The sequence below is a fragment of the Bacillus sp. MYb78 genome (assembly GCF_002975115.1).
GTDB lineage: Bacteria > Bacillota > Bacilli > Bacillales > Bacillaceae_G > Bacillus_A > Bacillus_A cereus.
Genome location: NZ_PCOB01000003.1, coordinates 426,181 through 451,977, shown reverse-complemented (window position 1 = coordinate 451,977; position 25,797 = coordinate 426,181). Strand labels below are relative to the sequence as shown.

Genomic DNA, 25,797 nt, shown 5'->3' with positions numbered 1-25,797 from the left:
TTTTTATAGATTCCCTAACCGATAATAGTTTCCATCACGCTTTGCCCTTAAATCCCATACTTTAGAATAGGCTTCCTTGAACGTTAAACCTTTTTCTAATTGTACAACTTTTCCTGATTTGTCTTGCATGAGAATCCCATATTTTTTTGGTTCTGTCATGTTATTCATCCTCTCTGATATATCTAATCTATTAAAATTATAAACATAATTATTTACTATAGTCAATTAATAAACTTAATCAAGTAAGGTATTTTTGATATTAATAATTGTTTCAAAGATGCGTTTTCTAATAAAAAAGACCTTTTCTATGAATATAGAAAGGGTTTTTTAACAAAAATTCATGCCGTTATTTGGCTGGAAGAAGAGTATATGACGGCATATTCTTTTTTCGTGTAAAGATATTCATATCGAGCGTTGGTAACTGCACCGATTAAGGAAAGGGTATTGCCACCTTTGTATTTTTCCTTGCTCTTGATATTAGACGTTTTCGGTAGTACTGTGCCTTCTATATGGACAGTTGTATATATCCATTATCTTTCCTTACAATAACGTGTACACCATCCCAATTCGAAATCTCTGAATGCATTTTGTAAACGGAAGCATGTTCTGATTTACTGAGTAAATGAATCAAATCAACCATTTTTATTCTCCTTTTTTTCAGAATCCTTATTTTTATATACAAAGAAAAATGCAAGAATGCAAAGCCACCATAGGAATATAGCAACTGCATAACTCTTTACAGCATCTTTGAAGTTAGAAGCTCCAAGCATAAGATTGATACCTGATTTTTCTTTCATAGTTCGTGCAAAAATCATAGATAATAAAAATAAAAACCCTGCCAGTAAATATAATTTCCCGATAAACACCAACATAAATATCCATCTCCTTTCCTATTAAACCCATCCACCACGTTTAGACATGCAGATGAATACAAATAAACAAAGCCACCATAAGAAAATAGCGAGTGCATAACATTTTATTGCATCCAGGTAAGTGTCTTCTCCGATTTTAAAATCAGGTTTTTCCTTATCTCTAATAGCCTTTGTAAATATCATTCCAAATGTAAAAATAATTCCTAAGGATATATATATGATGCAAATTAGTTTAAATAATTCCATTCCAATCACCTGCTTTCATATTTTTTTAAAGCCATCTACCACGACTATGTGCAATAATGGCACAAGCAATGGCGATAGGCCATGCAAAAATGGAAATGCAATAGACTTGTATAATATCCACGAGTTTTGTTTCGCCAAATGTAAAATCTGGTTTTTCTCTATGACTAATGGAATTAAGGATAATACCTACTAATGGAGTTAGACATCCAATTAATAGATAAGTTTTTGCAATGAAAAAGAATGTATCCATATACATCACCTACTTTCTATTCTTCGTTTAGCTTTTTCAAAAATCATGTCAAATCTCATTTTCGCCAGTCTTCTCTGTGCAATAAGGATATTAATATTATTTATTATATGTAGATTACGTTCTAATGATTTTATTTCTTCAATTGATACGTAAACCTTATTTGTCATATCTATCCTCTACACTTTCACGTACTCGTTTAATATCCATATAAAACGTTCCTAAGAGTGGGTCTTTCGAAACAATATAGACTCTTGTTCCCGCATATGTCACGTTTTTAATAGATTCATTATCTCTCAATAAATCGGATATTTCTTCTGCTAAATAAGACCGATGATAAAGAGAGTTAATAGATAAGAACTCGCTTTTTGTAATTCGAGAATCTTCACGGTGATTAATTTTTTTAAATAAAATAGAATCATCCTCATACGAAATATTTAATACCTCTGCCCATTGTTTAGGAGTCAAGATAATAGGGGAAGAGGGTATATCTGTCCCTGAATTTGTGACATTCACTTTCTTTTTACCTAAAATAGATTTTAAAAATCGAAACATCAGAACCAACGCCTTTCCATTAAATACAAAACCCCTCCGAAACATAAACCTATATACTTAAATATTTTTTCTTAAATTGAATTTATTCAAATAAAACATAAAGAAACTATTTACATAAAAACAATATAAATAGAAAACGTTTTTTGTTATTTCTGGATAAATTAATATCCTTATAAATAGATTACTATTTTTCATTGACTATTGTCAATTTAATTTAGGTCATAGAAATAAAAAAGTCCTTCACTTAAAAAGGTGAAAGACTCATTGAATAATTTATGGTAAATGTTATTCAGTAAGAAAAGACTCTTTTTCTAAAGAGTCTTTTCTTACGAACTTGTGGTAGATTGTATTTTCGTAGCCCAGAAGTTTTTAATACGCTTTTATGAACACTTTCATACAAATTATAACATTTTTAATGAGTGACATTCAACAATATTTCCTTTATATATAAAGTGTCTTTATTCTGAAATTATTTCTTTTTTCGTATTGAAATTTGATGATTGCATTTCTTTCAAAAACGCAGGTAAAATACAACTCAAATTCCCATCATCGAATTGAATAACCAGTGTATTTACATTTTTTTCTTTGCCAGATTCTTGATAACCTGCAATTGTTACAACAAACTGTTTGTTATCTCTTTTGTATAGGAAATCTTTCTTTGGTTTTGTGTTAAATAATCCCCATTCTTTACACTTTTCGACGTAATGTTCTTTTGTTCCAAAAGAAATATATTCGCCTGTGGGAGGGATGTATTGAGTTGGAATATGTTCATCCATTGTAAATAAATTGTATTCCATGTTTTTTCTCCTATTCAGTGAATGTAGCATAAAGAGTTTCTACTTTTTTCAAATGTTGTTTATCCATCACACGACCAGTTGTATTCAGTTGAATGAAATATTCTAATTTCTGTTTTTCTGTTAGTTCATTTTGACTTTCGGCTAATGAAATAGAGTAGTTCCCAAAATGATTCTGGTCCCGTTGTGTTAATTGGCTAAAGTACTTTCCTCTGTAAGTGAATCTATCTTCAAAAAACTCTTGTAATGCAGATAGCCGTTGTTTTCCATCTAACACTTCATACATATCGCCTTCATATCCTTTAAAAACAAGAACGAATTTACCAATTTCAATGTGATTAAAAATGCTATCAATTAAAGATTCTTTGTCTTCTTGAGACCATACATAATCTCTTTGATAAAAAGGTGATGTATCAATACCTAAATGGTATAACTTGTGAAGAAGAGAATTGATAGTTACTTGAAAAAAATCCAAACGAACATTATCTTCTTTAACAAAATTCGTTGCAGATTCATCAGGAATAGCTCTTACCTTCATCCACTCAAACCAAGCGATTCTCTCTGTATATTTATGTTCTCCTCCAACTCTAAAACTTTTCTGATAAGAAATTTCATAAAAACGACCATCATCGTAAACAGCTTCTACTTTTGCATTTCTTAAATGACTAACATTTACGGTATCTCCAATTTTATGTTGATAAGTAGGAGTGGGAGTGAATGCCCGACCTGTTCTAAGCTTATGTAGCTCTATTTCTCTTATTTCTTCAATTGTTAATGGTTTGCTTTCTTCTGTTTTTCGAGTTTTTCTTGGCATGTTTATCACTCTTTTCTTTACTAATTAACTAAGTAGTATCCTTAGTGCAAATACCTCCAAAACTTTTTCTGGTGTATCTGGGTTGCAAGGAACAAAAACTTTATATTTCTCATTTTTAAAAATAATATTTACATATTTTCCGTACATGTTATCTCCTTGTATCTATCTGTAAAATCTAAGGTGATTATCAACGATAGTTCTGTTTGTCACTTTATATTTATGATATAATCATTAAAAACTATAGTCAATAATTTTATGTGTAATAGTAAAAAATAAATCACTAAAATAAGTAGATAGAATGGAGAGGTATTCATTATGAATGAAAATCAGACAAAAGCAAAAGAGTATATTAAGAAGCTATCAAAAGGATTAGTAAAATCTTTTTGCTATACGATATTGGTGAAAAGATTCAATCTATCCACGCAAGAAGCCACTGAAGTATGTGAGGAGCTTGTATCTGAGGGATTATTAGTTCAGAAGAATGATATTTTATGCTATGAATGTTATCGAGTAATGGACTCGTATGTAGAAGGTGAAAAATCAAAGATTTCATTTCCCTATGATTGTGATTTATGTGGATTTGAACATGAAGAAATAGAGGATGCTTTAGAAAAATCGGATTCTTATCAGTTTGTCAAAAAGGGGGCGTGAGGGATGAAAGAGTTTGCATTTGATAAAGAAAAAGCAATTGCATTAGCTGAACAATTAGGTCTTACAGTTAAGTTGAATTCGGATACGCCTGGTATTTACTGTAATGGTAAAGAAGTGGATGTAAAAGAGATATTCCCTGAATTAAAGAAATTAGAAGAAGATAAGTGTCTAATTTTATCAGAAGATGAAGCGGTAAAACATCAATCAGAATGGGAATACCCTGTTCTAATTCGCATTGCAGATAAAGATGGGGATTTACCTCCACTGGATAATCAGAAGCAATACAAAGGAATATTAGAACTATATTTCTATGATTTACGAGTAACAGAAGATGAATGGAGAAATAGAGGATTAGAAAAGTATCCTATTTTTACGGACTTACAAGCATTTCAGCTATTTTCATTTATTGAGAACCATAAGAAAGCAGATTCTTTTGTTATTCATTGTGGAGCGGGAGTGAGTCGAAGTCCTGCAATTGCAATTGGAGTAGCAAGATATTTAGGGGATACGGATTTGGCAAAAAGGATTATGGACAACAATAGATATTCTCCTAATCAACATGTATTAAATGTGGTTAATAAAAAAATGGATGAAACCATGTTGTGAAGATAACTTCAGAAAGAAGTTTTATTTAAGGTAGTTTATAAAACGTTTAAGAGGTGCTGAATATGACAACAAGCAAAAATAAAAACAGATTAAAAGAAATTGGAGAGGAATTTTTTCCGATTAGTAGTAAATTGCATGTACCTATTTTTGTGAGCCAACAAAACAAAATAATTATACGAGATAAAACAGGTGTATATATAAATCAATTTCTTCCGTTTCCTACAAACTTACTGGTTGGTTCTGGCAAGGAGTGTACTTTAAACTGTATAGGTAAATCTTCAGATTATGAATGCGTACTTAATTGAAGAAGTTAATAAACAAACAATGCTCTTTCTGTTGATTATGATATAATAATGTAAAATTTAACAATTCAGGAGGTCTATATGAATAAAGATGAGAATGTAGAGTTAAGTAAGATTATAGAGAAATATCAATATGAGAAAAGCATTCGCAAACATGCAGAGAAATATTTTGATTATTATCAAAGAAGTAATATTCACAGTAAAATTAAGACCAATGATGATGTGTTATTGGAGAAAAAAGGGATTGAAAATAGACTGCAAAGTTATAAAGAAGTATATCCTCTTGTTGCCGAAGACATCGCTGATATGGAACGGTCATTAGCACTATATGAAATTGCAATAGGGAAGGTAATCCAATGTCCTTCGAAATTCTCTTTTACTGGACAAGAATTATTAGATTTAATTTCAAATATATCAGTATATGAAAAAGAAATTGCAGGTTTTCGTATGAAACGTGCTTATCATGATTAACAACAGATTAGAAGAGACCTGAGTAGGTCTCTTTTTATTTTCTATGAATTAATGGTTTCAGTGCAAAAACCGTTTATTCCAGGACATTTTATTTATGATTAGAGCAACTACATGGGTTGTTAGAGCAGAAAAAAGTTATAACATTCCTCTTCTATTTATATTATTAACTAAAGTCAATAATTAAGAAGGGGGAATTAACATGAAAAATAATAGTTTGTTTGTTGGAACTGATAAGGAGAAGAAAAAGAAAGTCTTTTTAAAAGAATCGAGTAGAGGACTTAACACCTTGATTGTAGGCAGTGTAGGTACTGGAATATCAGGGATGTTTCACATACCAATGATAAAACAAGATATAGAACAAAAGAATCATGGTGTCACAGTCTTTGATAACCAAGGGGATGTAGCAAAGGTTGCTTATACATTAGCAAAAAGTAATCGAAGAAACGTGATTTATTTTAGTCCCTATCTTAAAAATGTGAAATTTAACCCATTAAGGGGAGAAGAAGAATTCGTTATTAATCTAATGAAAAAAATAGTGAAATGGGAAGGGAGAGATACCCCTAAATTTTTCTTAGACACACATGAACGTATATTAGAAGCATCTATCAAAATTCTAAACAAAATTTTTGATAATCATATTACATTACAAGAATTAAGTGATTTTGTTAACAATACAAATAGAAAAGGAAAAGAGTTATTTGATTTATATTGCTCATTAGAGGATGCTGATAGTCTTACTGTATTGTATATTGGAAAATATTTTGAAGAAGGAAGTAAAGCATTTGAGCATAATAGTGGATTGAGAATGATGTTGTCTCGCTTAACATCAAACGCTAAAGTTTCTCACATTTTTAATACGAAGGAAAAAGGTGAGTTTGAGGAAATTGATTTTGTTAAACACATCAAAAACAAAGAAGTTGTTATCTTTAATTTGGAAGGGTATTCATTAGATAGGGATATTGCGAGAATGCTCCCACAATTAATATCTGGTGTATATAAACAAGCATGTATTTGTAACAAACGAAATAATGGAAAGAATAACAATAATTTGTACGTTAAAGATTTAAATGCTTGGATGAATGGCTTTGAGGATTTCTTTTCAATTAATTATGCAATGGATGTTTCAATTATTGCCGATATCCAAAGTCTGTCATTACTAAAAATGAATGTTTCTGATTATGAGAATTACTTAATTGCTAATTTTAAAAATTTCATTTTAATGCCAGGTCTAAATCCTCAGGATATAAATGTATTCAAAGAATATTTTGTAATGGGTAATGAAATTCCTAAACTATATTTGTTAGAGCATGGTGAATTCTTCTTTTATCATTTCAATGATGAAGTTCCAGGGTTTGTAGAAAAAAGATTTTGTAAAGGAAGCCTTTTATCAAAGGAAGACCATGTTTTTATTGACAAACGTTGGAAACGATACAAAAGGGAATTTGAGAAATTAGAAAAAGGAATTGCTCTATAAATGAGTAATTCCTTTTGTATGGTTTAAATAAAACTCTTGATGTTTTTTTAAATTCATTTAATTAACTCTTTAAAATTGAATAACTCTCTGAAATTCATCAATTCTACAATCACTACACCAATCTAAATTAGCACTTTTGGAAGTCGCCAATTTGAAGCATCTTTTTTTCCAATTGTAATCGAATGTGAAGGCAAATCCCACACGGTTACCATCTGTAACAATTTCCTCTTCTTTTATATCAGTTGTCAGCCTATACATCTCTGTTAATATTGCACGATTAATATTATCTCTCTGTTCTCTTGTATAAGAATTATATATATCCCACATCGTTACATACTCTGTATCATGCAGTTTGCGTTTGTTTGGTGTTCCACAGTCCATGTAGTCTACAGCAAACTGACCTTCTGCAAATTCATTTCTGTTTATTTTATGCAGTACCCACACAACAACTTTCTCATGTTCTGGTAAAATTACTGGTACATTCAATTCTTTTTTCATTTTATTCAGTCCTTCATTGTATAAATCTCTTATCCTATGCTTCTTCTTTTAAAGTGTACTTCGATAAATCAATATCTACTTTATTTCCATTTTCATCTTCAACCCATTCGCCTCTATAGTAACAATTTTTCATATTTTCAATGATTTCATCAATAGAATCAAATGGCATAGATTTTTTGTAAGTTCCCTCATCTCCCCACTTTGGTGTATTAATCCAGCATAATGAGTAAGAATTTTTCATAATAAAACACTCCTTGTAATTATATTTTAAAAAAATACCAGATATGTAAACTCTTTTTATTATAGACTGTTTATTACTTTATATTAATATTGATTGATAATCAAACAAAGATATAAAAGCTACACTGAATACAAAAACAGAGAGCATAAGAGCTCTCTAATCGGAATGTTTTATTTCAGGAACAACGGCCACTTCAACATCAATTTCAAAAATTACATAATTTCCTCCATCTGCTCCACGAATGACTTCTCCAATTACAAATGGACGATTTTCAGTAGGGAATGAATATTGACGAATATAGTTGTTACCATCTTGTTTGTATACTGCTACTGTTCTTTCTGTGACCATATTTTATCACCTCTTTCTTTTTATTAGTAAATTGGTCTCTATTTCTTATACGCATTTCGTAATCGTTTTACGCTATAGTTCCATCCGTTTTGTTAATCTACTGTTATCTTTGCCATTTCAGAGATACGGATAACATAGGGTAGGGATTGAATCATTTCTTTATCTTTTTGATTATCAATATCTACTCGCCATAAATATAAAGACTGGGTGTATTGAATTTTGTTAAAGAACCAACTTTGCTCATTTAAAAACGAAACAAATTCTTTTTCTTTCTGCAAATCAATCTCAACTTTTAAATTAATTTCTTCTTGAGAAGGGTCATTCACTTTACGCCATCTGACAATCGTTTTTTGATTGTCAGGGTATGCCCATTTAACCGATAATTCCTGTTGAATAGAAATAATGGACGTTTCTAATTCATACATGTTTTTAGATGTGATTTTTTCATCATGGAAGTTACCGCATCCATCAAAGAACCTAATTTTTATTTGCATTCTATTTTTCACTCCTAAATAAACGCATTACACACTCAAAATAATGAGCTATGATTACGCTATTTTTGACCGTTAATCGAATTTGAACTTTCATTTTTTATGGATTTAGTTTATCATTATTCATATACTATAGTCAATGAAAAAGAGGTGTTTCTGATTGGTTAAACTGAGCGGAATAAGCAAGTTGAAATTCATTTTTAACTTCTATATGAAAGACAAGGGCATCGGATTATCAATCATATTTGGAGCCGTTATAACGATATTCCTCATACAAATATATACAAACACAACGGATTGGGTAATGATGACAATGCTTATATCAATTTTAAGTATTGGTTTCATTATTGGGTTTGTTCATTGTTATAAGGTGATTTCGCCTATGATTGACGATTATGAAAAACGTATGTATTTAAAAGAAAAGTATCCAGATTTATTATACAAATTCAACAAAATTAACTAAGAGGGAGATGTGCATTATGTGTAAAAAACAAATGATTGTTTCACCGCAATTCACAAGAGATATACAGAACTGTTTATTTTGTAATGAGGTAGCAGAAATGCATGTGCAGGTAATAGATATGGGGTTTAAAGTATCAGGACATTTTTGTAAGAAGTGTGTAAATGAAATGGAATTAGAAAAGATTGAGTTTTGTCCGTTTCAAAACCTTGTATCTGTTTTAAGAAAAAAAGGAATGCAAGAGTGGATAGTGGTTACGAATAAAAAATATGAAAATAATAATGTGGTTTTTAAAAAGATGCGTTTTCGCAAAAAGTCGAGATATTTTATCGAAATGGAAGTCGTATGTAGTGGCGAATTAAATCGCACTATGATTCATGAATCTGATTTTAAATTAATGTTAGAAGATATTGTTTATGGAAATTGGTTCATTGAAAAAGAGAAAGAGGTGGAAAAGCAATGAATATCTTAAGTTTTATAGCAGATGTAATAGCAGAAAGATGCATGGGATGGAAAGAGATAGAAAGACCGTTCAGTGAGGAGAATTGGAATCCTATTCGTGTATATGTAGATAAAGATGGACGAGAAATCATGGCAGTTCACAAGTTTAATCCTTTGAAGAAAGAAGAGCAAGCTCTCATGATTTTAGATGAGTTGAAGAAACAACATGTGAAATTTTTAATAGGAGTGAATGAAAAACAAACTGCCTATAATTTCAAAATATTTGACAAGGAAAAAAACATTAGGCATGAAGAAGAACATGTAGAGATGATGGCTGTAATTTGTTTAGGTGTTCTGGCATGGGTAGGTATGACTATTACATCTGAAATTGCTCGGGCTGTAGATGGTGAGATTACTGCCTATGATGAATGAAACAAAAACATATGATGTGATTCTACATAATACGAATAATGAAAAGAATGATGTAGATGTTTGGATAATCATCGAATGTTTGAATGGCATAACGTATCAAATAGAAGATGTTTATCTTTCTGTAGATACTATAGATGATACATTGCAAGTGATAAGAAAAATGATGAAAGAGGCAGTACAACAAAAAATGCCACTATCTATTACTTATGCAAGAAAAGATTGTGATGAGAATCGTTATTTCTGTATAGATGGAAGTCAAATTCTTTCTTTTCAAGTACTTGCTTATGAAGTTAAAAGTAAAAAACAAAGAATTGGAGCTTAAAAAGAAGTTTCCATGTATTACATAGAAGGAGAGCGTCATATGAAGAAAATAAAAATACCTTACTTTGTAGCTATTAAAATACAAGAAGCGAAGCAAAGCGTAACTTCTACTGTGGATGTTTTGAATAACGTTTACAAGGAATCTCAAGACAATGAAGAATTAAAATCCTGGTTGAAAATCGGGGGGAACTCCGTCAAATTGTTTATCGCAGTTGAAGAAGATTATGATGTTGAATACATGGACATTTTTGGTGCTATAGAAAAATTAGAAGCAGGATATATTTGCTGTTGCATTCAGGAGGGAACAAACAAGTATTGCCGATTTAATAGTGAAAGAGGGATTTATGAATACTGGCATAAAGAAAAAAATACTCATGTAGATGAATGGGAAAAGATAGACACAGATTCTCTCGAAAACTTAAAAACTGGTTGGTATGTAGTTCCAAAACAATGTGCAGAAAAAATGTTCAAAAGTGAAACTGTTTAATGGATTTGTATGTTTATTAATACATATTACTGAATAAAAAATGAAAGGGGTTTGATAATTATGTATGAATATGCTGAGAAATACGGAAGTATATATTTGTTTGATGAAAGGGGAGAGGTTCTGTTTGAAATGAAAGAACCTGCCATTCTGTTTGATAGAAACTTCTTTACTCGTCATCAATTAGGTAATAAGAAAGACGTTGAAAAGTATTATGAGGAATGCATAGAAAAGTGTAGGGTATCAAACAGCACCTTATATGAAGATTGGATGATTATGGATTTACCAAAAGATGTAGAGTTGCTTAATAAGCTATTACATACGATTGATTACATGCAGGTCTTCTTACGGAAAGAGGGCTTAATGGAATTAATAGAAAAACAACAATAGATAATAAAGGGAGAGATAGAATTCATGGAATGTTATCATAACGCAATTTCGCTTGCAAAAGGATACCCTCAATGTTTGGATTGTGGCAAAGAGTTTAGAAATGGAGAGTTAGGAAGAATCCGAAAAGAGCGAGAGGATAAATGTAGTCATCTACGTTTAGAGCATGGATATGCATCTAATCCACCTAAGTCTTGGTGTCCTGATTGCGGAGGATATTTCAGCGATTTAGAACTTAAGAATATGAAAGATAAGCAGGTAAAGAAAGAGGAGATTTAGCTGTATGATGAAAGACTTCAGGGGCGTTGAAATAACGCACGTTCGTACAACAATGAGAATGAGAGAGAATGCGGAAATCCTTTTGTTTGAATATGACAAGGAATATGCGATTGAAAAAGTAACGAAAAAATATATGTATGTTCGAAATGAGTTAGGGAATTTAGACTCATTTTCTTTGGATATGCTATCCCCTATATATTACGAGAGATTCTTCATTCCTGTAACACCAGATAATTTTTATGAAAGATTTTACGAAGCACAAAGGAAAGGAATATAACAAAAAAGATGACTTATAAATAGTCATCTTTTTTATATGCTCTGTACATCTTTTAAAGATATTCCCTGCCTTGGGAATCTATCTTTTATTTCCTTATAGCTTTTTAATGTTTTTCTCGGATATAGTTTACTATCAATTTTCCCAATCCTCCATATATTATTCGAGTTAAAGAAAGCATCAGATATGGGTATCTCAGAGTTCATTAACTTAGAAACAGTAGTCTCATTTACTTCGCTGAATAATAATTCTCGAATGGTTATTACTCCAAAGCTACTTTGTTTTGAATTGTCTTGTAAAAGATAAACCAAATACGTTTCATTTTTATAATTCAACTCCCAAATAATTGGTTGAGAAATTTCTAAGATGACTTTTTTTTTAACAAAGGGATTATTTGTTAGTTCCCTAAAAATAGCGTCAAATAATATAGCATCTTCTACCTGTAAATCCATATGCTTGTCCTCCTATTAGATACTTTATTGTTTTTGTAAAACCCACAAAGCATTATCTACCACAAAAGGTGTCATTCTTAGTGTTCTTTTTTTGCCAAATAACCATCGAATAGAACCATCCTCATATTTCTTCACACAATAAGCATTGTTATATGCAGGACATAAGTCTAATTCATTTGTGCGTGGGCTATTCATACACTGTGCAATTTGCCCAACTTGTATTGTTTGAATCATCGTAGCGGTTGACACACCGTTTGAATCGAAGTACACATTTAGCAAATCAATTGCCTCTGAAAAATGTCCAATTTTATTTTTAAGCATTTGATATGAGGAAGAATCCTTATCAAGTTGGGATAGTTTCTTTTCTAATTCACTTTTAATTTCTTTTAATCTATTAATCGAATCTTTACGCTTCATTCTGCATCATCCTTTCTTTTTTGTTTTTTCTTTCTTTTTCCTCGTAGTTTGAGTCAACTACAATTTTGGTTCCATCTTCATGGATTTCAATTAATTGGTTATTCGAAACTGCTCTAATTGGTTTTGTCATATCACCATCTTTAACCATATCCATTAATTCTCGATACAAACCAATGAAAGAATGGTTATTTCCTGCAATAAACCCATCATAATCTGCACCAATCGCCCAAAACATCATTAAATGTTGCGTTGGATATTTTAGTTGCCAAGAGCAAACCGTATTGTAAAATATATCAAAAAAATTCTTTATTTGTGCATCAGAATAAGAAGAGGGGTTACTTTCTATATCGAGAAGGATGTTGTTTTGTCTATGTAACCAATCTGTTTCTTCAGCGTTTGTTTGTAAAGCCATTTTCTTTCCCCTTTCCATTACTTCAAAATAGTAAGTCATAATCATTATTATACACAAAATAAAATAATTGACTATAGTAAATGAATGAAATAATATTAACTATAGATAAATGAAGTTCGGTAACTATTTTGATTGAGGTGAGTGAATGATGATATCGGCAGAAATGGGCTCTATATTTGGAAAAAACAAATTTGTCATTAAAGGGAAAAACGAGTGCTATGTATCAAAGGTTATAAGAGAAAGACATGATGGAGCGATGGATTGGGAAGGGAATGTGATTCGAAAATCTGAGTATATTGTCATTCTTATTCCTAAATCAAAGATACAGAAGTTAGAGAAACGTGAAATGTATCAAAGACCATATAGATTTAGGCGTTCAGGATTTCAGATTGTTGATAGGGGTTTGTACATTGAGCTAAGTGGTTTTTTTGAAGAGTTATTGACGACAACATTTGTATTACATTACTTAAGAATGGATGGATACATAAAATTCGTAAAGAAAAATTACCCTGATAAAGCAGGAGAATATCCTATGTTTTTAGATGCTCATACACCATATCAAGTCACTTACAATGTCTTCTCTGTACTCGCAAGTGGGATATATAAATTATTTCATTGGAATAAAAAGAATAAGAAGCAAGGAAATAATGGAGGTGATACAACATGTTAGGTAAAAAACAAGAACTTGATGAACTTGTAGAAAGCTCAAGAACATTGATAAATGAAGCAACTCTTCTATTAAAAGATAAAAGCATAGAAAATTGTTTGGAATTTATAAAGAATGAAAAATTGTGGAGAGTATTAAGTCATTCGAACAAAATGGTTATTACCAAAGATATTGAGGATTATTTAAACAAACATATAATTCCTTCAAATAGTGTTTTTCGTTTTGGTATGCATGGTAGTTTTGAAGTGGTCATCTATTTGTATGTAGAGGATGAAGTTATTGGCTTTCTGCATTTGGGAAGTTCAGAACTACATATATATAATTCGTTTTGTAGTCAATATACAGTATTACCTGCAAATATACTTCAAACAAAAACAGAAGGAGCTTATTTCAAATATCAGCTAAAAGAAATGGATAAACATCAAAAGAAATTAGAAGGATTTCCAAAACGACTACTTAAAACAACTGCAAATGAACTAAAATCTCTCGTGGAGAAAAAACAAGAACTGGAGAAACGAAAGTCTTCTTTAGAAATGAACTTATCAAAATATCAAGATGCATATGAGAAAGCTAAAAGTGAAGAAACGATTCATAGGGCAAGAGCAGAACTTTTAGTAATTGCTAATAATTTGAAGGAGCTTCAGATACATACTCGTTATAGAGAATGGGAGTCTTCTAAGGTATATCAAATTTTCAAAAAGAAAGATGAAGAGATTTGCTACGGAAGTAAATGTTTAGCAGAAACAAAAAGTAGGGTCATTGTGTATCAAGGGGATTTTTCGAAAAAAGAGTTTTTGATTTGGAAATTAGATAAATTTGACTTTATAGATTTCAAGCAAGTATTTGAAAGAAATGAATTCAACTGTTCGATTAAAGATGAAGTTTTGTTTATTGAAAAGGACGGAATTATTTATGAGTTTTATTTGGATGGAACAATTGAGACTCATGATAGTAAAGCAAGTTTAGTTGATTTATTGCAAGTAGAAGAAGTATTACGAATGTTGTTAGGGGTTGACCTAAGTTGCTGTATGGCATAGATGAGGAAAAGGTATTAGTTATAGATTCCGAAGCAAAGACATTAAATGTAATGGATTTTACGTACAAAGGCTTTCTCTTTTATACCTATGATAAATGGGAAACAAAAGGTGTTCGTGTCAGTAGTTCATTACTATGTTTGAAAGCAATACATGAAAAAACAGGGATATTACTTTGCGGACCAGAGAATAGCTCAGTTATTAAGAGTCGAAACATTATGTGTAGCTTTATAGATATGTATTCAAATTAAGAATAGTTATTCCGCTATATTTTTTGCGTAATTTTTAATGCCACGTATATCTATAATAAATAGATATGAAAAACAAGGTATTAATACTAATTAATTTGAGAGGATGTTTTAAATGGAACGTATCTATGAAGATATTTTTTATGTGAGGGAATATACCTATGACTCTCCAGAGGAAAGAGATTTACATTCCGAGGAAATGAAAAAGAAAGGGTTTGAAATGGTAGCGGAAGACCATCCGTTATATACATACTATAGCAAATTTGAAAAGGCTGTACGTACTTTTAGTTTTACTGAAGGTCAAATTGTAACAAATGGCTCAATTGTTGGATTTGCAGAAAACATTAATGATGAGAACAAGACATTTGAATTATTTGCTTCAAAAGGAAAAGCAATAAGTCTGGGTACATGTTCAATGGATAACTTTACTCCATTAATTAAACAGTAAATAAAATAAATCAATAGGATAAATTAATTTGAGAGGATGTTTGTTATGGTAAAGGTAAACGACCAAAAATTAGAAAGAGTAGAAATGGTAAATGAATTAATTAAATTTATTGCAGATGTTGATATGGCTTGCACAGAAAAAAGTAGTGCAATGTTCTTTTCGACTGAATCAAGTAAAGGAACACAAAATCACTATGCATCGTTTGTTTTAGAGGGAAGAAATATTTATTACATTGATAATTATACGGAAGAAAGAGTATCTTTCCATCCTGCAAGTAAACATCGAGGATTTTCTTCTGGTGGAACAATGTGGGGTCTTGTTAGTGATTTTAAAGAGTGGATTAAGACAGGAGAACCATCAAATGGAATTCATGGATATAGTGGATTATACGCTTTAAATTGGGGCAGTCGTATTCCTTTATTAGTTAGGGACATGATTATTAACAAGGCAAAGGAGATGGGATATTTAAGAGCTGATGCAACGGAATTTAGTACGTATGTAATAGGCTATGTTGGTGAGAAATATGAGCACGTTATTCAGTGGCATTTAGAAGAAGCTAAAAGATTTATAGGTTGTGTTCAACCTGTGGAATCGTTAGCGGAGGTAATGATGGATAGAAATATTTCTCTAATGGATTTAGAAACTGTAACTGGAATTCCTGTTAAAAATTTATTAAAAATCTTAAGTGCAGAAACTCGCATTACAGAGGAAGTTGCAGAGAAACTTGAAATTGCTCTTGCTATAAAGAAAGAGTTTTGGATTAATCTTGAAAATAAATTTCAGAAATCTGCATTAACTAAGTAGATAAACAAATGAAAAGAGTGTGATGATTGCACTCTTTTTTATCTGTTAATAAAAAAGGAAAAGAGGTAATCAAAATGGCCAGAAAACAAAAAGATAAAATCGTAAGGGTTCAATTTTCAAAAGAAAAGGTAATAATGTTTGGTAATTCTTATGAATCATGGGAAAGACAGCTTGAGGAATACTTGCAAATCTTACGACAACATAATGAGCTTACCTCTATAGGACAAGCCAGTGTCAGTGTTTCTGATAACGCTTGGGTATCATGGGGCGGTTTAAAATGGTGCTCTGAAGAAAACATGCAACATCAATTCAATCGTGAAGGTTGTCAATCGAGTGAAGAGGATAATCCGAATCCTCGTAATTATAATGAAATGCGATTCTATTCGGATGTAACTATAGCAGAAAAGGTAAATAAACTCATTACAAAATATAAAAAGTAATGATAAATATAGCGTTATTTCCGTTTATATAAATAAAATTGAAAAGGGAGATAGAAATGACTAAGAAAATTAGGTTAATTCGAACAATGGTAACAGAATACGTACCAAACCCTGAGTGTTATGACAAAGGGATGACGATTGAAGAAATGGCTCAATCTGATGCAGAGCAGGATGATTTAGAAACTATCTTTAGTGAGATAGAAAAAGATGAAGTAAAATGGGAAATTATTAATGGAGATTCTACAGGCTTTATGAAAGATGTTAGTGAAGCAGAAGCAGTGGAAGTTATAAATATTGTACCAATAATTTTAGAAGAACAAGAGGTTGTTGTAGCCTGGGCACGAAAGAAAAAAGAAGATTGGAATGTGTCTTCAATCATTGAAGCCTTAGTGAGCGAAAAACCTTCTAAGACATTAAGAAAAGATGAAGAATATATGCGAGCAAGAGAAGTATACAGAGGAAAAAACAATAGTTGGCGAGATTCAGTTTTACTTGCGATTCAAATGAATATATATCGAATGGAAAATGACATTAAACAAGGACAGTTAGTTACAAATGGATGTGCAATTGGTTTTGCAGGGGAATTTAATTTCTCAGAAAGAAGCTTTCATTTATTTGCTACAAAAGATGAAAGTATCAAAATTGGGAAATATCTAATGGATGATTTCCAAGCTGTAAAATAATCTATCTAACTGCATTTCTCTTCTATATATGAAGAGAGTGCAGTTTTTTAGAGAGATTGATAGAACTATACGAACAAAGAAAGATGGGAATAATAATGAAGAAAACATTGATTGCATTAGGAACAGTATTTTTATTAAGTGGCTGTGTGGGTTGCCAGAAAAGGATGTAAAATTACAATTTTTGAATAACAATGCTGAAGTAGTAAAAGAACTTAAAATTGATGATTATGAAATTATGGATGGAGAATTAAAATATCGTATTGGTAAAAAGGTATATATTTCTCAGTATGCACCATTTATCATTGAAGGAGAAAAAAGTACAGAGGATTAAGTAAGATTGAGATTAAATAGCTGATTATGTGTACAAAAACAATGAAAGAGCGTATATAACATTTGCTCTTTTTTATATAAAGGAGAATAGAGAATGATTGATTTTGCAAGTATTTCAAAAGAAGATTTGGAGCGATTGGAGAAACAGAGAGAGAAAGAATTTGAACAAGCGATGAATGGTATCTTTGTTGAGAGTCAATCTAATAATCTCCTTATCAATGAATTGAGATTCAATTACAACTACTTGTATATGGGGAAGTTTTTAATTCAATCTCAAACAGGTTCTAAGTTTGAAATACATGAGATTAATGATGAACATATATTTATTGCTTTTATTGGTGTTCCTACTGAGAAGAGAAGACAAGGATTAGGGACTCAAATGATGGAAGAGTTAACTCGCATTGCAGATACACATGGATTCAAACTATCTTTAAATATTGACCCTAAATTCGGCGTAGGGAAAAGAGTATTGAAGAAGTTCTATAAAAAACATGGATTTGTAGAATCTGAATGGTATAAGAATAATGCGGAAATGATTCGAGAGGCTATTAATAATTAACAGAGTTATGAATATAACTTAGAAAAGAAAGGGACAGTTTATAATGAAAAAATACGGAATTGTTAAAAACGGTGTAATTCTTGAAAGATTTTCGGATAGGGATGAAATGAAGCGGGAATTCATAAAACGTAGAGAAGAGGATAGAGAATTATGGGGTAGAGAATTAAAGTTTGATGAGCTTTTAGAGGATGAAAAACTGGAGGTAATGGAAGAGAGATTGAAAGGAATTCGTGATTTCTTAGATTTTGCACATGAAAACTATGATGGAAGAACAATCCAAACTCATACAAGAATCTATGCTGATGAGCTACAATGGTCAATAGAACATGCAAAAAGAAATACGGGACATAAAAAATAGTTAGATAAAGTATGTAAAAAGCAGAGAGTAGTTCTTTGCTTTTTATTCTTTTTCTAATAGTATTAGAGCTTTTAATTTGTAATTTCATTATATACGAGAATAAAGAAATTTAAAAATATCTATTATAAAGAGATAAATATAGATAGGTATTTTATTAAATTCATTAAAAAGGAGAATGAAAGATGCTTAAAAAAGGTGACAAAGTAGTAATGCATACATGTGATGAGGCGAAGGTATATAACGGAAAAATATGGATTTGATAAGGAATTATAAAGTGAAAATTGATGAATAGTAGACACGTAACACGAAGAAAGAAAAAGGAGTGCATTTATATGATAAAGTTTTTTAATGGGATGCCAATTAGTATAAACAACACAATTACAAAAAGTAGTAAAGAAGAAAAGTATTATATCAGTTATAATCCTTCAAAAAGAGATTATGGAGTAGATACAACGGCTTTAGTTATAACAATAGGAAATAATGAAAGAGAGGTATTTTATATACTAAAGGGTAATCATAAAGAACAATATGCAAACTGTAAAAACTTAAAAGATTGTATTACTTACTATATAAGTAATAAGGAGTTTATACATAAATTTAGTGATGTATTTGAGCATGAACATTTAAATTAATACAAATATAGTGAGCTCGAAATAAAAATAAAAATAAAATAAAAACCACAAAAGAATTTTTGTTCTTTGTGGTTTTTTGTTTTTTTATTAGCTAAATCTTGTGTTAATTGCATTGTGCATATCGAAGCACCTCGTTATATTTGTTTATTTTCTTCTACAATCATATCTAAATATTTATCATTATCTGGAATATCTTCAACTTGCTTCTTGCAACATTTACATTCAAAAGAATTTTTATTTCCAAATTCGAAAGAAATCCAACCACCACCGATAAAATACCAGTCATGACCTCGGAGAGAGCAAAAGAAGTAACTTTTCCACCAACCTACCGCAACAAAGAACAAGAACCGTAATAGGTAATCAACTCCCATCAATAATAGGATAGGAATATAGCATATGTAATATAAAAGGGAGGAAGTAATGTGTCTCATGATATGAAATCTCCTTTCTAAGTATTATATTGTCTATCAAAAAAGGTAGAATGGTTACCATATCTACCCGTAAAAATTGAATTCTATTTTTCATCTCTTATTCTTTTAATTTTAGAAAACACTTGCATGAATTGTTCGGTTTCATCTTGACTTAATCCGATAGATTCTGGTTTTCTAATAGCTCGTTGTAAAACATAGAATAAATTATCATCTGTTAAAATGTTCTTCATTTCCGCTTCGGTTTCTGTCAATTTGAACACCTCTTTCTGAGATTAGTATACTACTTTATATTTACTATAGTCAATATAAACTACATTATAATTCCTTGACTCTTTAAAGTTTCTTTTCCTAACTCTGACGTAGGTGTATAACCTTTTCTAATTAATTCACGAATGTAAATCTTATTATAGAAGAAGGCAAAGATAATTCCTGCAAACCCATATGTACATAGTCCTGCAACAATAAGGATTAAGAACCACTTCCAGTCACCACGTAGTAATGGGACAAGTGCTCCAAAGAAAAATGTTGTCCAACTAAATCCTACTTTTACTTCTTCTCTTAAATTGTTTTTAGCGTTTAGCATTTCGATAATCATAGGTATCCCTCATTTCAATATGTATTTTATAAAGCTAATCTATTATAGTGAAAATCAGTTCAAAATAATCAAAAAAGAATGCTTACATATTTGTAATAAAAAAGATAGTAGGTTTATATACTCTACTATCTTTACTTCATCTTTTATTTTTCTTCTGATTTCGTTTCCCTTACTCGTACACCTGTTGTTTCTGCCGTATGTGAAGCCTCTAAAATAGCGGAAGGGTCAATTTCTAATACTGTATCTTTTAATTTCGAATAGGTTACCCTGCTTGTAATACAGTAGATGACTTTTTTTGCATCTCCTTTGTAACCACCTTCGCCATGTAGGTAGGTGATAGAAAGATTCAATTCTTTTATTAATTCCTGTCCAATCACTTCGGCTTTATCAGATATAATCATTACGGATTTCCCTTGATTAAACCCATCTAAAATAAGGTCAATCATTTTCGTTACAATATAGAAGATTGCTAATGAGAACATTGCTTGCTCTAAAGAAAATACAATTGCTACTGCAATTAAAATAATAGCATTAGCACTTAATAAAATGGTGCTTACTGCAATACCATAATTTTTATTAACCCATACAGCTAACATTTCCAGACCATCAATCGCTCCTCCAAGACGAACGACAATCCCGACACCAAGACCAAATAATAAACCGCCATATAATACAATTAATAATTCAGAAGATGTAATAGGAGGGAATTGTTTTAAAAACATCATAGAGCCTGTTGCAACTAAATTTGCATATAATGTGCGAATTGCAAACTTTTTCCCCATTGTTCTGGACGTAAATAACAAAATGGGAAGGTTTAAACTAATAAACAAGACATAAACAGGCAATCCAAATAATTCATTCCCCATAATAGATAAGGCGGTTACTCCACCATCTACTAAATTATTGGGGGATAAAATTAAATCAATAGCAACGGCTGATATCATTGCACCAATGGTTAGTAATATGTATTCTATAAATCTTTTCATTGAATCCACTCTTCTCTCTTTTTCGGTAATACTCCTGTGACCTTGTCATTTCCTACCCATGCAGGATATACAAAACATGCAGAACATCTTGCTTCATAATCCGTTGTATCTCCAATCAAAACTACATCTCCAGGAGGAGCAGGTTCATTGTTCACAAGTCTTTGTGTATGAATAGCATCATAACTTCCACACGAAAGACATACAGCAGATAGCTTATGAACAACGTTAGCAACTGCCATAAGTTGAGGTGTAAAACCAAATGGTTTCCCTTCATAAGACATGTCTAATCCACTCATATAGACAATTTTTCCTTGTAGTCGAAGTGTTAAAGCAATGGTGACAATCTCTTCAGAGAAAAACTGTACCTCATCAAAAATAACAATTTCATAAGAAGAAGATAGATTACAAATCTCTCTCGTCTCTTTTTCTGTAAGTTGCCTTGGGAGGTTATGACATGGTAATTCAAACATTCTATCTCTATCAGTAATTGTATTTTCACTAAATCGGTTATCAATCATTGGTTTAAAGCCAATAATACGTTTTTTTGCATACTGATGTCGTGTTACTTCCCTTCCTAAAAACTGTGTTTTTCCTGCAAACATGGGACCTACAATTAACGATATGTTTCCTTCTTGTGGTGAAATCATGATTCCCTCTCCTTTTATTCGAACGTATCAAGCACATAGTAAATCCTAACAATTATATTGACAATAGTCAATGTAAAAAGTACAATTATTCCATGGTTAATCTTATGTGGAGATGATAAATGATGAGTAACACAGTCTTGTTATTAGTAAATGGAGGAGAATATGCTTCTTGTCGTTTTGAAGAGGACTATAACCCTCAAGAATTTTATGAGCAAATGGTCGATATCGGAAATACCAAAAAGGAATATCTGCACGAAGAGGGAACTACCATTGTGGTTTCTATTCATGAATTCCCTTATATTAGTCCTTTATTTATCGAACTGGTAAAGAAGGAACTGATGGATTATGAACATGCAAAGGATGTAAACATTTACGAGGTAAAAGGCATAGATGTGGAGCAGAAAGTTGATGTTACTGAAGTTAGAGGTACAGAAGTATCAGGTTTAATAAAAGAGATGGGATTAGGAAATAAAACTGCTACGAGAGAGTAGTTGTTATACATGTGAAAATCAATATTAATTCATGATGTAATCAATGAGAGAGGGATGGGTAGGTTTGAAGAAAATAATTTGTTTGTATATAGATGGAGATTATTTTGCTTATCAAAAATTCAACGAAAAATACAATCCTGAAGATTTCTTTAATAAAATGAAAAAAGAAGGAGTTACCTCTAAAAATTTAATTATAGAAGATGATTGTGATGAAACAGAGGTTTGTGTGGAAGTGGAAATTAAGGAGTTTATTAATGTAGATGAGGTATTTCTTGAATTTCTAAAATTTAATTTTATTCATAACTCTGCTGATGATAAGAATCTTTATATCGTCAAAGAAGAGGAAATGTGAAACGAAAACAATAGTATTTCAAAAAGATTAAAATGAAAGTAGGAGTTAATATGTCAGGTTTAATTTGCTTACATGTCAAGGGTGACGAATATGCGGCCATGTACTTTAAGAAAAGATACGAGGAACAAGAATTTTATGAACGAATGAAAAAAGATGGTGTTGAATCCGAACAATTGACTGTTGATGGATTATATGTAGAAGTAGCAATTAAACGATTTGGAGCAGTAGACGATAAGTTTTTAGATTTTGTTACCGATACATTTATTGACTATGACAACGCTAAAACAGAAGATTTCTTTATTGTATACGATAAATAATTTGTTTTACATATAAGGATTATAGGTTTGATGAGAAGGTGTTAATTAAATGCAAGTTATTGTAAATGTAATAAAAGGTCTTGGGATTCTGCTCTATTTATTAGTTGCATTTATTCTTGGATATGCGTGGGAGTTTGTATCTACTACAGTTGTAATGATTGTAAAGTTTCCGTGGAGGTGTTCATGTAAGAAACAAGGGCATGAATGGGTTTGTCATGGTACGGGTGGTTGGGGTCTTGGTCCATTATATCCTTTTACTTGCGAAAAATGTGGGAAGCGTAGCAGAGGAGATATGAAGGATTTTGACAACCAACCTTTTACTGCGAAACTAAAAATTTAGGAGTGAGAAAATGTTAGTCTATGATTTTACAAATAAAGAAAATGAAGTAATGTTAGAAGCAAAAAGAAATACAGTTATGATTATGGCACGAGTACCAAAAGTGATTGTGTTTGAAACTGGTGATGAATTAAGCACGATGGCTAATGTGTTAGAACACCTTTCAGAATTGGCTGATGACCGTGAAGACGGGGATGGTGAGATGGCTCTTGGTATGTTTGACGAATTCCAAAAAGAAAGCTATATGAAGGATGAAGACGAGTATTCCTCACGCAATTTAAAGATTTTTACTTGTAAAAATAATGCTCTCCTATATGATGATAAAGTTTCAATCTTTTTTGGTGTATTGAATAGTGGAGATTGTTTCATTGAGCCTGAGGATATCCAAGTAATTGTTAGATATTTTAAGGAGTTTACGGAAAGTGATATGTGTAAAGACACAACAAAAGAAATGTTATTACAAATTGTTCAAGTGTTAGAAGAAGACTTGCAAGCGTTAAAGGGAAATAAACCTTATTTCAAAGTTGAAGTTGATGGAAATTAATTCATTTCGAGAATCGTTTCTGACGATTCTTTTTTCTTGGATGCAGAATGAAATAATCTTAAATATCTATAATGTATAGATAACTATAAATAGGCATTTGATAAAATTTATTAAAAAGGTAGGTATTTTAAAATGAGTTTTAAAAGTATGATTAACAAATGGAAACAAGATGTAATGAAGGAAATTTATAAGAAACCACATTTGATGGACAAAATTGGTTTGTATGATAAAGTTGAAATTCATGTAGATGGTTCGTTAATTATTAAATCTCAAAATGAACATATCTCAAATGAAACGATTACTGATGTTGTAACACCGTTTAGAGATTGGAAAAAAAGAAGAACTGCTTAAATGCGGTTCTTTTTTTATGTTCCATAGAATATGTGAAGCCAATGATATCTATTATATAGAGATAAATATAAACAGGTATTTTATAAAATTGATTAAAAAGGTGGAGTTAAGATGTTAGAACTTACTGAACAGGAATTACAAACTGTAGCAAATGAATTTAAAAGGACTGTAGAAAGCTTGAAAGAGGATATTAAAAAGGGAGATATTCAGATTTTCCCTTCATATGAAGCGTTTTTCTATTGGTTACACGATGATTTAAAACTACAACAGTGTCTTAAAATGTTATTTGAGAAAAAGACATTAGTAGATGAAGCAGAATATCTTATTTTAGAAACTGGTACAACGGTTTATGTGCGTTAAATTATAGTTCAGATATAAACAGGTATTTTACAAAAATTATTAAAAGGTGGAATTGTAATGACACAAGTAAATGAAAATAAATCAATTAAATTCGGTTTAAATCCTAAAGGAAACTATAATCAGACATTGAATGATTCGATTATAGAACCAGGATTTTTAGTGGGATGTATTAATTCAATAAAGGTACCTGGAGCAATTAAAACTCGATTCTTTTATCTTTCTATGGAAACAAAAGAAGTGAGAGATGTGACTCGTGAATTATCTTATGCTATTGATAAATTTAATGAAGAAGCTAAAAAAGATATAGAACCAGGGGAGTATGCAATGTTAATCCCATTTAATTATGTAAATGGATTAGTGGAATACTCTCATGGATGTGGTCTATCACATTATTTACAAGAAAGTGTATTTGAAAGATTAGCAGAAGTAGGTAAAGATATTTTAACCTTTCCGTTAATGGGTTGTACATTGTCTATGTACACACCTGCTGATGTTAAGAATATTTTAGGATGTGTCGGTAGTTTTGATTTAAAAATTACAGATGCATTAAGAGAACAATTTTTATATTTCTAATATATATAGACAGATGAAAGAACGTTGCCTATAAGGTACGTTCTTTTTTATTTTTTATATTTATAATGAATACACCTATTTTCTATAATATAAAGATAACTATAAACAGGTATTTTAAAAAATTCACTAAAAAGGAAGGGACTGTTTAAAAATGTTGAGTGTACAAGAATATCAATCTGTAATGCGAGGAAGTAACTATAAGGAGCATTTAGATTCTGCGGATAGTTTTTGGTTTGGGAAGCCAGATAAGGTAGATGAGACGGATTTTTTTGGTTCTCACAAATGGGTTTTTCGGTATTATGAAAGAAATGTAGGAGTAATGCATAAAACTGATGAGTTTTTTAAACCATCTGAATGTGAACCAGGGAAATTTCTACACGATTTATTAACAGAAAATGAACAGTATTATATTTATAAACGATTTGAAAATGGAATTTTGAGAATAACAAAGGAAAAATATTTGTCTTAAATGGAGGTACTAACATGTTTCAAGTCTATACATATATAAATGGAATTAAGTATTATACAAATTACGATACGGAAAAAGAATGTGATGATTATGCAAAAGCAGAAAAATGGGACGTTTATTGGGTTACAAAATTATAAACAATTATTTTAGTAAACAAGAATTATATTTCTTT

The 25,797-nt window shown here is 30.9% G+C and carries 54 protein-coding genes; 34 read left to right on the top strand and 20 right to left on the bottom strand.

The window, feature by feature from the left end:
- Positions 1-3: 3 nt before the first annotated feature.
- The 8 genes from CQ064_RS33585 to CQ064_RS10355 form a co-directional block, all read right to left on the bottom strand.
- Positions 4-159, bottom strand: a complete 156-nt coding sequence (locus tag CQ064_RS33585) for a hypothetical protein (protein WP_000138674.1) — start codon at positions 157-159, stop codon at positions 4-6.
- A 346-nt stretch (positions 160-505) separates the two neighbouring features.
- Positions 506-640 carry a hypothetical protein gene (locus CQ064_RS34030; RefSeq protein ID WP_015055219.1) on the bottom strand — a complete coding sequence of 45 codons (135 nt, stop codon included), beginning with the start codon at positions 638-640 and terminating at the stop codon, positions 506-508.
- A complete protein-coding gene (locus CQ064_RS10380) occupies positions 633-872 on the bottom strand; it encodes a hypothetical protein (protein WP_000959892.1) in 240 nt (79 codons plus the stop codon). The genes CQ064_RS34030 and CQ064_RS10380 overlap by 8 nt, the downstream gene beginning before the upstream one ends.
- 21 nt (positions 873-893) lie before the next feature.
- Positions 894-1,118 (bottom strand): hypothetical protein, encoded by a 225-nt coding sequence (locus CQ064_RS10375; protein WP_000418552.1) that lies wholly within the window; start codon positions 1,116-1,118, stop codon positions 894-896.
- A 25-nt stretch (positions 1,119-1,143) separates the two neighbouring features.
- The gene (locus tag CQ064_RS10370) at positions 1,144-1,368 is read right to left on the bottom strand and encodes a hypothetical protein (RefSeq protein WP_000379305.1); all 225 of its coding nucleotides are present in this window, start codon (positions 1,366-1,368) and stop codon (positions 1,144-1,146) included.
- A gap of 156 nt (positions 1,369-1,524) precedes the next feature.
- Positions 1,525-1,920, bottom strand: coding sequence for an SAM domain-containing protein (locus CQ064_RS10365; RefSeq protein ID WP_000488236.1), 396 nt, complete (start codon positions 1,918-1,920; stop codon positions 1,525-1,527).
- A gap of 458 nt (positions 1,921-2,378) precedes the next feature.
- Positions 2,379-2,717 (bottom strand): hypothetical protein, encoded by a 339-nt coding sequence (locus tag CQ064_RS10360; RefSeq protein ID WP_000456197.1) that lies wholly within the window; start codon positions 2,715-2,717, stop codon positions 2,379-2,381.
- A gap of 10 nt (positions 2,718-2,727) precedes the next feature.
- Entirely contained in the window at positions 2,728-3,528 is an 801-nt protein-coding gene (locus CQ064_RS10355; protein WP_003273355.1) for a DUF262 domain-containing protein, read from the bottom strand.
- Positions 3,529-3,843: 315 nt separating this feature from the next.
- Between CQ064_RS10355 and CQ064_RS10350 the strand changes: the two genes are divergently transcribed.
- The 5 genes from CQ064_RS10350 (at position 3,844) to CQ064_RS10330 (ending at position 7,032) form a co-directional block, all read left to right on the top strand.
- Positions 3,844-4,179: a hypothetical protein gene (locus tag CQ064_RS10350; RefSeq protein ID WP_001004992.1), complete on the top strand. Its 336-nt coding sequence runs from the start codon at positions 3,844-3,846 to the stop codon at positions 4,177-4,179.
- Between the two features lie 3 nt (positions 4,180-4,182).
- Entirely contained in the window at positions 4,183-4,785 is a 603-nt protein-coding gene (locus CQ064_RS10345) for a protein-tyrosine phosphatase family protein (RefSeq protein ID WP_000657179.1), read from the top strand.
- Positions 4,786-4,847: 62 nt separating this feature from the next.
- On the top strand, positions 4,848-5,090 hold the full coding sequence (locus tag CQ064_RS10340) for a hypothetical protein (protein WP_000213570.1): 243 nt from the start codon (positions 4,848-4,850) through the stop codon (positions 5,088-5,090).
- A 78-nt stretch (positions 5,091-5,168) separates the two neighbouring features.
- Positions 5,169-5,558 (top strand): hypothetical protein, encoded by a 390-nt coding sequence (locus tag CQ064_RS10335; RefSeq protein WP_001030601.1) that lies wholly within the window; start codon positions 5,169-5,171, stop codon positions 5,556-5,558.
- Between the two features lie 199 nt (positions 5,559-5,757).
- Entirely contained in the window at positions 5,758-7,032 is a 1,275-nt protein-coding gene (locus CQ064_RS10330) for a type IV secretory system conjugative DNA transfer family protein (RefSeq protein WP_000794841.1), read from the top strand.
- A gap of 69 nt (positions 7,033-7,101) precedes the next feature.
- On the opposite strand, the gene CQ064_RS10325 is transcribed toward CQ064_RS10330, so the two are convergent.
- The 4 genes from CQ064_RS10325 to CQ064_RS10310 all read right to left on the bottom strand — a co-directional run bounded on the left by CQ064_RS10325 (position 7,102) and on the right by CQ064_RS10310 (position 8,613).
- Entirely contained in the window at positions 7,102-7,530 is a 429-nt protein-coding gene (locus CQ064_RS10325) for a hypothetical protein (protein WP_000711906.1), read from the bottom strand.
- A gap of 34 nt (positions 7,531-7,564) precedes the next feature.
- Positions 7,565-7,771 carry a hypothetical protein gene (locus CQ064_RS10320; protein WP_000798702.1) on the bottom strand — a complete coding sequence of 69 codons (207 nt, stop codon included), beginning with the start codon at positions 7,769-7,771 and terminating at the stop codon, positions 7,565-7,567.
- A gap of 156 nt (positions 7,772-7,927) precedes the next feature.
- Positions 7,928-8,119: a hypothetical protein gene (locus tag CQ064_RS10315; protein ID WP_000255790.1), complete on the bottom strand. Its 192-nt coding sequence runs from the start codon at positions 8,117-8,119 to the stop codon at positions 7,928-7,930.
- A gap of 92 nt (positions 8,120-8,211) precedes the next feature.
- On the bottom strand, positions 8,212-8,613 hold the full coding sequence (locus CQ064_RS10310) for a hypothetical protein (RefSeq protein ID WP_001165944.1): 402 nt from the start codon (positions 8,611-8,613) through the stop codon (positions 8,212-8,214).
- 157 nt (positions 8,614-8,770) lie between these two features.
- Between CQ064_RS10310 and CQ064_RS10305 the strand changes: the two genes are divergently transcribed.
- From CQ064_RS10305 to CQ064_RS10270, 8 genes are read left to right on the top strand one after another with little or no spacing between them, the layout of a single operon-like run.
- On the top strand, positions 8,771-9,073 hold the full coding sequence (locus CQ064_RS10305; protein WP_000240016.1) for a hypothetical protein: 303 nt from the start codon (positions 8,771-8,773) through the stop codon (positions 9,071-9,073).
- Between the two features lie 16 nt (positions 9,074-9,089).
- Positions 9,090-9,533 carry a hypothetical protein gene (locus tag CQ064_RS10300; protein ID WP_000335152.1) on the top strand — a complete coding sequence of 148 codons (444 nt, stop codon included), beginning with the start codon at positions 9,090-9,092 and terminating at the stop codon, positions 9,531-9,533.
- On the top strand, positions 9,530-9,943 hold the full coding sequence (locus tag CQ064_RS10295; RefSeq protein WP_001024041.1) for a hypothetical protein: 414 nt from the start codon (positions 9,530-9,532) through the stop codon (positions 9,941-9,943). Before CQ064_RS10300 ends, CQ064_RS10295 begins: the two co-directional genes overlap by 4 nt.
- Entirely contained in the window at positions 9,933-10,265 is a 333-nt protein-coding gene (locus tag CQ064_RS10290; protein WP_000980855.1) for a hypothetical protein, read from the top strand. The genes CQ064_RS10295 and CQ064_RS10290 overlap by 11 nt, the downstream gene beginning before the upstream one ends.
- A gap of 39 nt (positions 10,266-10,304) precedes the next feature.
- Positions 10,305-10,751 carry a hypothetical protein gene (locus tag CQ064_RS10285; RefSeq protein ID WP_000721298.1) on the top strand — a complete coding sequence of 149 codons (447 nt, stop codon included), beginning with the start codon at positions 10,305-10,307 and terminating at the stop codon, positions 10,749-10,751.
- A gap of 60 nt (positions 10,752-10,811) precedes the next feature.
- Entirely contained in the window at positions 10,812-11,138 is a 327-nt protein-coding gene (locus CQ064_RS10280) for a hypothetical protein (RefSeq protein ID WP_000273393.1), read from the top strand.
- Between the two features lie 24 nt (positions 11,139-11,162).
- The gene (locus tag CQ064_RS10275; protein WP_000389059.1) at positions 11,163-11,414 is read left to right on the top strand and encodes a hypothetical protein; all 252 of its coding nucleotides are present in this window, start codon (positions 11,163-11,165) and stop codon (positions 11,412-11,414) included.
- A gap of 4 nt (positions 11,415-11,418) precedes the next feature.
- The gene (locus tag CQ064_RS10270) at positions 11,419-11,691 is read left to right on the top strand and encodes a hypothetical protein (protein WP_000974042.1); all 273 of its coding nucleotides are present in this window, start codon (positions 11,419-11,421) and stop codon (positions 11,689-11,691) included.
- 32 nt (positions 11,692-11,723) lie between these two features.
- Here CQ064_RS10270 and CQ064_RS10265 read toward each other — a convergent pair whose 3' ends face one another.
- From CQ064_RS10265 to CQ064_RS10255, 3 genes are read right to left on the bottom strand one after another with little or no spacing between them, the layout of a single operon-like run.
- Positions 11,724-12,140 (bottom strand): hypothetical protein, encoded by a 417-nt coding sequence (locus tag CQ064_RS10265; protein ID WP_000365733.1) that lies wholly within the window; start codon positions 12,138-12,140, stop codon positions 11,724-11,726.
- Positions 12,141-12,164: 24 nt separating this feature from the next.
- Positions 12,165-12,557, bottom strand: coding sequence for a hypothetical protein (locus CQ064_RS10260; RefSeq protein WP_000823043.1), 393 nt, complete (start codon positions 12,555-12,557; stop codon positions 12,165-12,167).
- Positions 12,547-12,969: a hypothetical protein gene (locus CQ064_RS10255; RefSeq protein WP_001207950.1), complete on the bottom strand. Its 423-nt coding sequence runs from the start codon at positions 12,967-12,969 to the stop codon at positions 12,547-12,549. The genes CQ064_RS10260 and CQ064_RS10255 overlap by 11 nt, the downstream gene beginning before the upstream one ends.
- Before the next feature lie 148 nt (positions 12,970-13,117).
- Between CQ064_RS10255 and CQ064_RS10250 the strand changes: the two genes are divergently transcribed.
- The 11 genes from CQ064_RS10250 (at position 13,118) to CQ064_RS10200 (ending at position 19,172) form a co-directional block, all read left to right on the top strand.
- Positions 13,118-13,639, top strand: a complete 522-nt coding sequence (locus CQ064_RS10250) for a hypothetical protein (RefSeq protein WP_000622060.1) — start codon at positions 13,118-13,120, stop codon at positions 13,637-13,639.
- On the top strand, positions 13,633-14,673 hold the full coding sequence (locus CQ064_RS10245) for a hypothetical protein (protein ID WP_000900808.1): 1,041 nt from the start codon (positions 13,633-13,635) through the stop codon (positions 14,671-14,673). The genes CQ064_RS10250 and CQ064_RS10245 overlap by 7 nt, the downstream gene beginning before the upstream one ends.
- On the top strand, positions 14,658-14,921 hold the full coding sequence (locus tag CQ064_RS10240; RefSeq protein ID WP_000965533.1) for a hypothetical protein: 264 nt from the start codon (positions 14,658-14,660) through the stop codon (positions 14,919-14,921). Before CQ064_RS10245 ends, CQ064_RS10240 begins: the two co-directional genes overlap by 16 nt.
- 112 nt (positions 14,922-15,033) lie before the next feature.
- The gene (locus CQ064_RS10235) at positions 15,034-15,366 is read left to right on the top strand and encodes a hypothetical protein (RefSeq protein ID WP_000439876.1); all 333 of its coding nucleotides are present in this window, start codon (positions 15,034-15,036) and stop codon (positions 15,364-15,366) included.
- Positions 15,367-15,411: 45 nt separating this feature from the next.
- Complete coding sequence (locus tag CQ064_RS10230; RefSeq protein WP_000241491.1) at positions 15,412-16,170, top strand: helix-turn-helix transcriptional regulator; 759 nt, start codon at positions 15,412-15,414, stop codon at positions 16,168-16,170.
- A 74-nt stretch (positions 16,171-16,244) separates the two neighbouring features.
- Complete coding sequence (locus CQ064_RS10225) at positions 16,245-16,610, top strand: hypothetical protein (protein ID WP_000101620.1); 366 nt, start codon at positions 16,245-16,247, stop codon at positions 16,608-16,610.
- Positions 16,611-16,666: 56 nt separating this feature from the next.
- Positions 16,667-17,293, top strand: coding sequence for a hypothetical protein (locus tag CQ064_RS10220; protein ID WP_000162418.1), 627 nt, complete (start codon positions 16,667-16,669; stop codon positions 17,291-17,293).
- A 151-nt stretch (positions 17,294-17,444) separates the two neighbouring features.
- The gene (locus tag CQ064_RS10215; RefSeq protein WP_001114252.1) at positions 17,445-17,624 is read left to right on the top strand and encodes a hypothetical protein; all 180 of its coding nucleotides are present in this window, start codon (positions 17,445-17,447) and stop codon (positions 17,622-17,624) included.
- 93 nt (positions 17,625-17,717) lie between these two features.
- Positions 17,718-18,182, top strand: coding sequence for a GNAT family N-acetyltransferase (locus tag CQ064_RS10210; protein WP_000564704.1), 465 nt, complete (start codon positions 17,718-17,720; stop codon positions 18,180-18,182).
- 43 nt (positions 18,183-18,225) lie between these two features.
- A complete protein-coding gene (locus tag CQ064_RS10205) occupies positions 18,226-18,540 on the top strand; it encodes a hypothetical protein (RefSeq protein ID WP_000759840.1) in 315 nt (104 codons plus the stop codon).
- A 332-nt stretch (positions 18,541-18,872) separates the two neighbouring features.
- Positions 18,873-19,172 carry a hypothetical protein gene (locus CQ064_RS10200; RefSeq protein WP_000589184.1) on the top strand — a complete coding sequence of 100 codons (300 nt, stop codon included), beginning with the start codon at positions 18,873-18,875 and terminating at the stop codon, positions 19,170-19,172.
- A 134-nt stretch (positions 19,173-19,306) separates the two neighbouring features.
- Here CQ064_RS10200 and CQ064_RS10195 read toward each other — a convergent pair whose 3' ends face one another.
- From CQ064_RS10195 to CQ064_RS10180, 5 genes are all read right to left on the bottom strand, one after another.
- Positions 19,307-19,603, bottom strand: a complete 297-nt coding sequence (locus CQ064_RS10195; protein ID WP_001216048.1) for a hypothetical protein — start codon at positions 19,601-19,603, stop codon at positions 19,307-19,309.
- A gap of 83 nt (positions 19,604-19,686) precedes the next feature.
- Positions 19,687-19,854: a hypothetical protein gene (locus CQ064_RS33575; protein WP_000140685.1), complete on the bottom strand. Its 168-nt coding sequence runs from the start codon at positions 19,852-19,854 to the stop codon at positions 19,687-19,689.
- Positions 19,855-19,913: 59 nt separating this feature from the next.
- Positions 19,914-20,198 (bottom strand): hypothetical protein, encoded by a 285-nt coding sequence (locus tag CQ064_RS10190; protein ID WP_000582858.1) that lies wholly within the window; start codon positions 20,196-20,198, stop codon positions 19,914-19,916.
- A 143-nt stretch (positions 20,199-20,341) separates the two neighbouring features.
- Positions 20,342-21,184 carry a YitT family protein gene (locus CQ064_RS10185; RefSeq protein WP_000819335.1) on the bottom strand — a complete coding sequence of 281 codons (843 nt, stop codon included), beginning with the start codon at positions 21,182-21,184 and terminating at the stop codon, positions 20,342-20,344.
- Entirely contained in the window at positions 21,181-21,831 is a 651-nt protein-coding gene (locus CQ064_RS10180) for a thymidine kinase (RefSeq protein WP_000625294.1), read from the bottom strand. Before CQ064_RS10180 ends, CQ064_RS10185 begins: the two co-directional genes overlap by 4 nt.
- A 122-nt stretch (positions 21,832-21,953) precedes the next feature.
- On the opposite strand from CQ064_RS10180, the gene CQ064_RS10175 reads away from it, so the two are divergent.
- The 10 genes from CQ064_RS10175 to CQ064_RS34025 all read left to right on the top strand — a co-directional run bounded on the left by CQ064_RS10175 (position 21,954) and on the right by CQ064_RS34025 (position 25,762).
- Positions 21,954-22,322: a hypothetical protein gene (locus CQ064_RS10175; RefSeq protein WP_232292966.1), complete on the top strand. Its 369-nt coding sequence runs from the start codon at positions 21,954-21,956 to the stop codon at positions 22,320-22,322.
- A 64-nt stretch (positions 22,323-22,386) separates the two neighbouring features.
- Positions 22,387-22,674: a hypothetical protein gene (locus CQ064_RS10170; protein WP_232292965.1), complete on the top strand. Its 288-nt coding sequence runs from the start codon at positions 22,387-22,389 to the stop codon at positions 22,672-22,674.
- Positions 22,675-22,724: 50 nt separating this feature from the next.
- Positions 22,725-22,991, top strand: coding sequence for a hypothetical protein (locus CQ064_RS10165; RefSeq protein WP_000015694.1), 267 nt, complete (start codon positions 22,725-22,727; stop codon positions 22,989-22,991).
- 49 nt (positions 22,992-23,040) lie between these two features.
- Complete coding sequence (locus CQ064_RS10160) at positions 23,041-23,331, top strand: hypothetical protein (protein WP_001197223.1); 291 nt, start codon at positions 23,041-23,043, stop codon at positions 23,329-23,331.
- A 10-nt stretch (positions 23,332-23,341) separates the two neighbouring features.
- The gene (locus CQ064_RS10155) at positions 23,342-23,872 is read left to right on the top strand and encodes a hypothetical protein (protein WP_000964147.1); all 531 of its coding nucleotides are present in this window, start codon (positions 23,342-23,344) and stop codon (positions 23,870-23,872) included.
- A gap of 132 nt (positions 23,873-24,004) precedes the next feature.
- A complete protein-coding gene (locus tag CQ064_RS10150) occupies positions 24,005-24,223 on the top strand; it encodes a hypothetical protein (protein WP_000008745.1) in 219 nt (72 codons plus the stop codon).
- 111 nt (positions 24,224-24,334) lie between these two features.
- Positions 24,335-24,583 (top strand): hypothetical protein, encoded by a 249-nt coding sequence (locus CQ064_RS10145; protein ID WP_000891847.1) that lies wholly within the window; start codon positions 24,335-24,337, stop codon positions 24,581-24,583.
- A 57-nt stretch (positions 24,584-24,640) separates the two neighbouring features.
- Positions 24,641-25,156 carry a hypothetical protein gene (locus CQ064_RS10140; RefSeq protein ID WP_000195508.1) on the top strand — a complete coding sequence of 172 codons (516 nt, stop codon included), beginning with the start codon at positions 24,641-24,643 and terminating at the stop codon, positions 25,154-25,156.
- A 151-nt stretch (positions 25,157-25,307) separates the two neighbouring features.
- The gene (locus CQ064_RS10135) at positions 25,308-25,625 is read left to right on the top strand and encodes a hypothetical protein (protein WP_000953874.1); all 318 of its coding nucleotides are present in this window, start codon (positions 25,308-25,310) and stop codon (positions 25,623-25,625) included.
- A gap of 14 nt (positions 25,626-25,639) precedes the next feature.
- Positions 25,640-25,762, top strand: a complete 123-nt coding sequence (locus CQ064_RS34025; RefSeq protein ID WP_000487995.1) for a hypothetical protein — start codon at positions 25,640-25,642, stop codon at positions 25,760-25,762.
- Positions 25,763-25,797 lie beyond the last annotated feature (35 nt).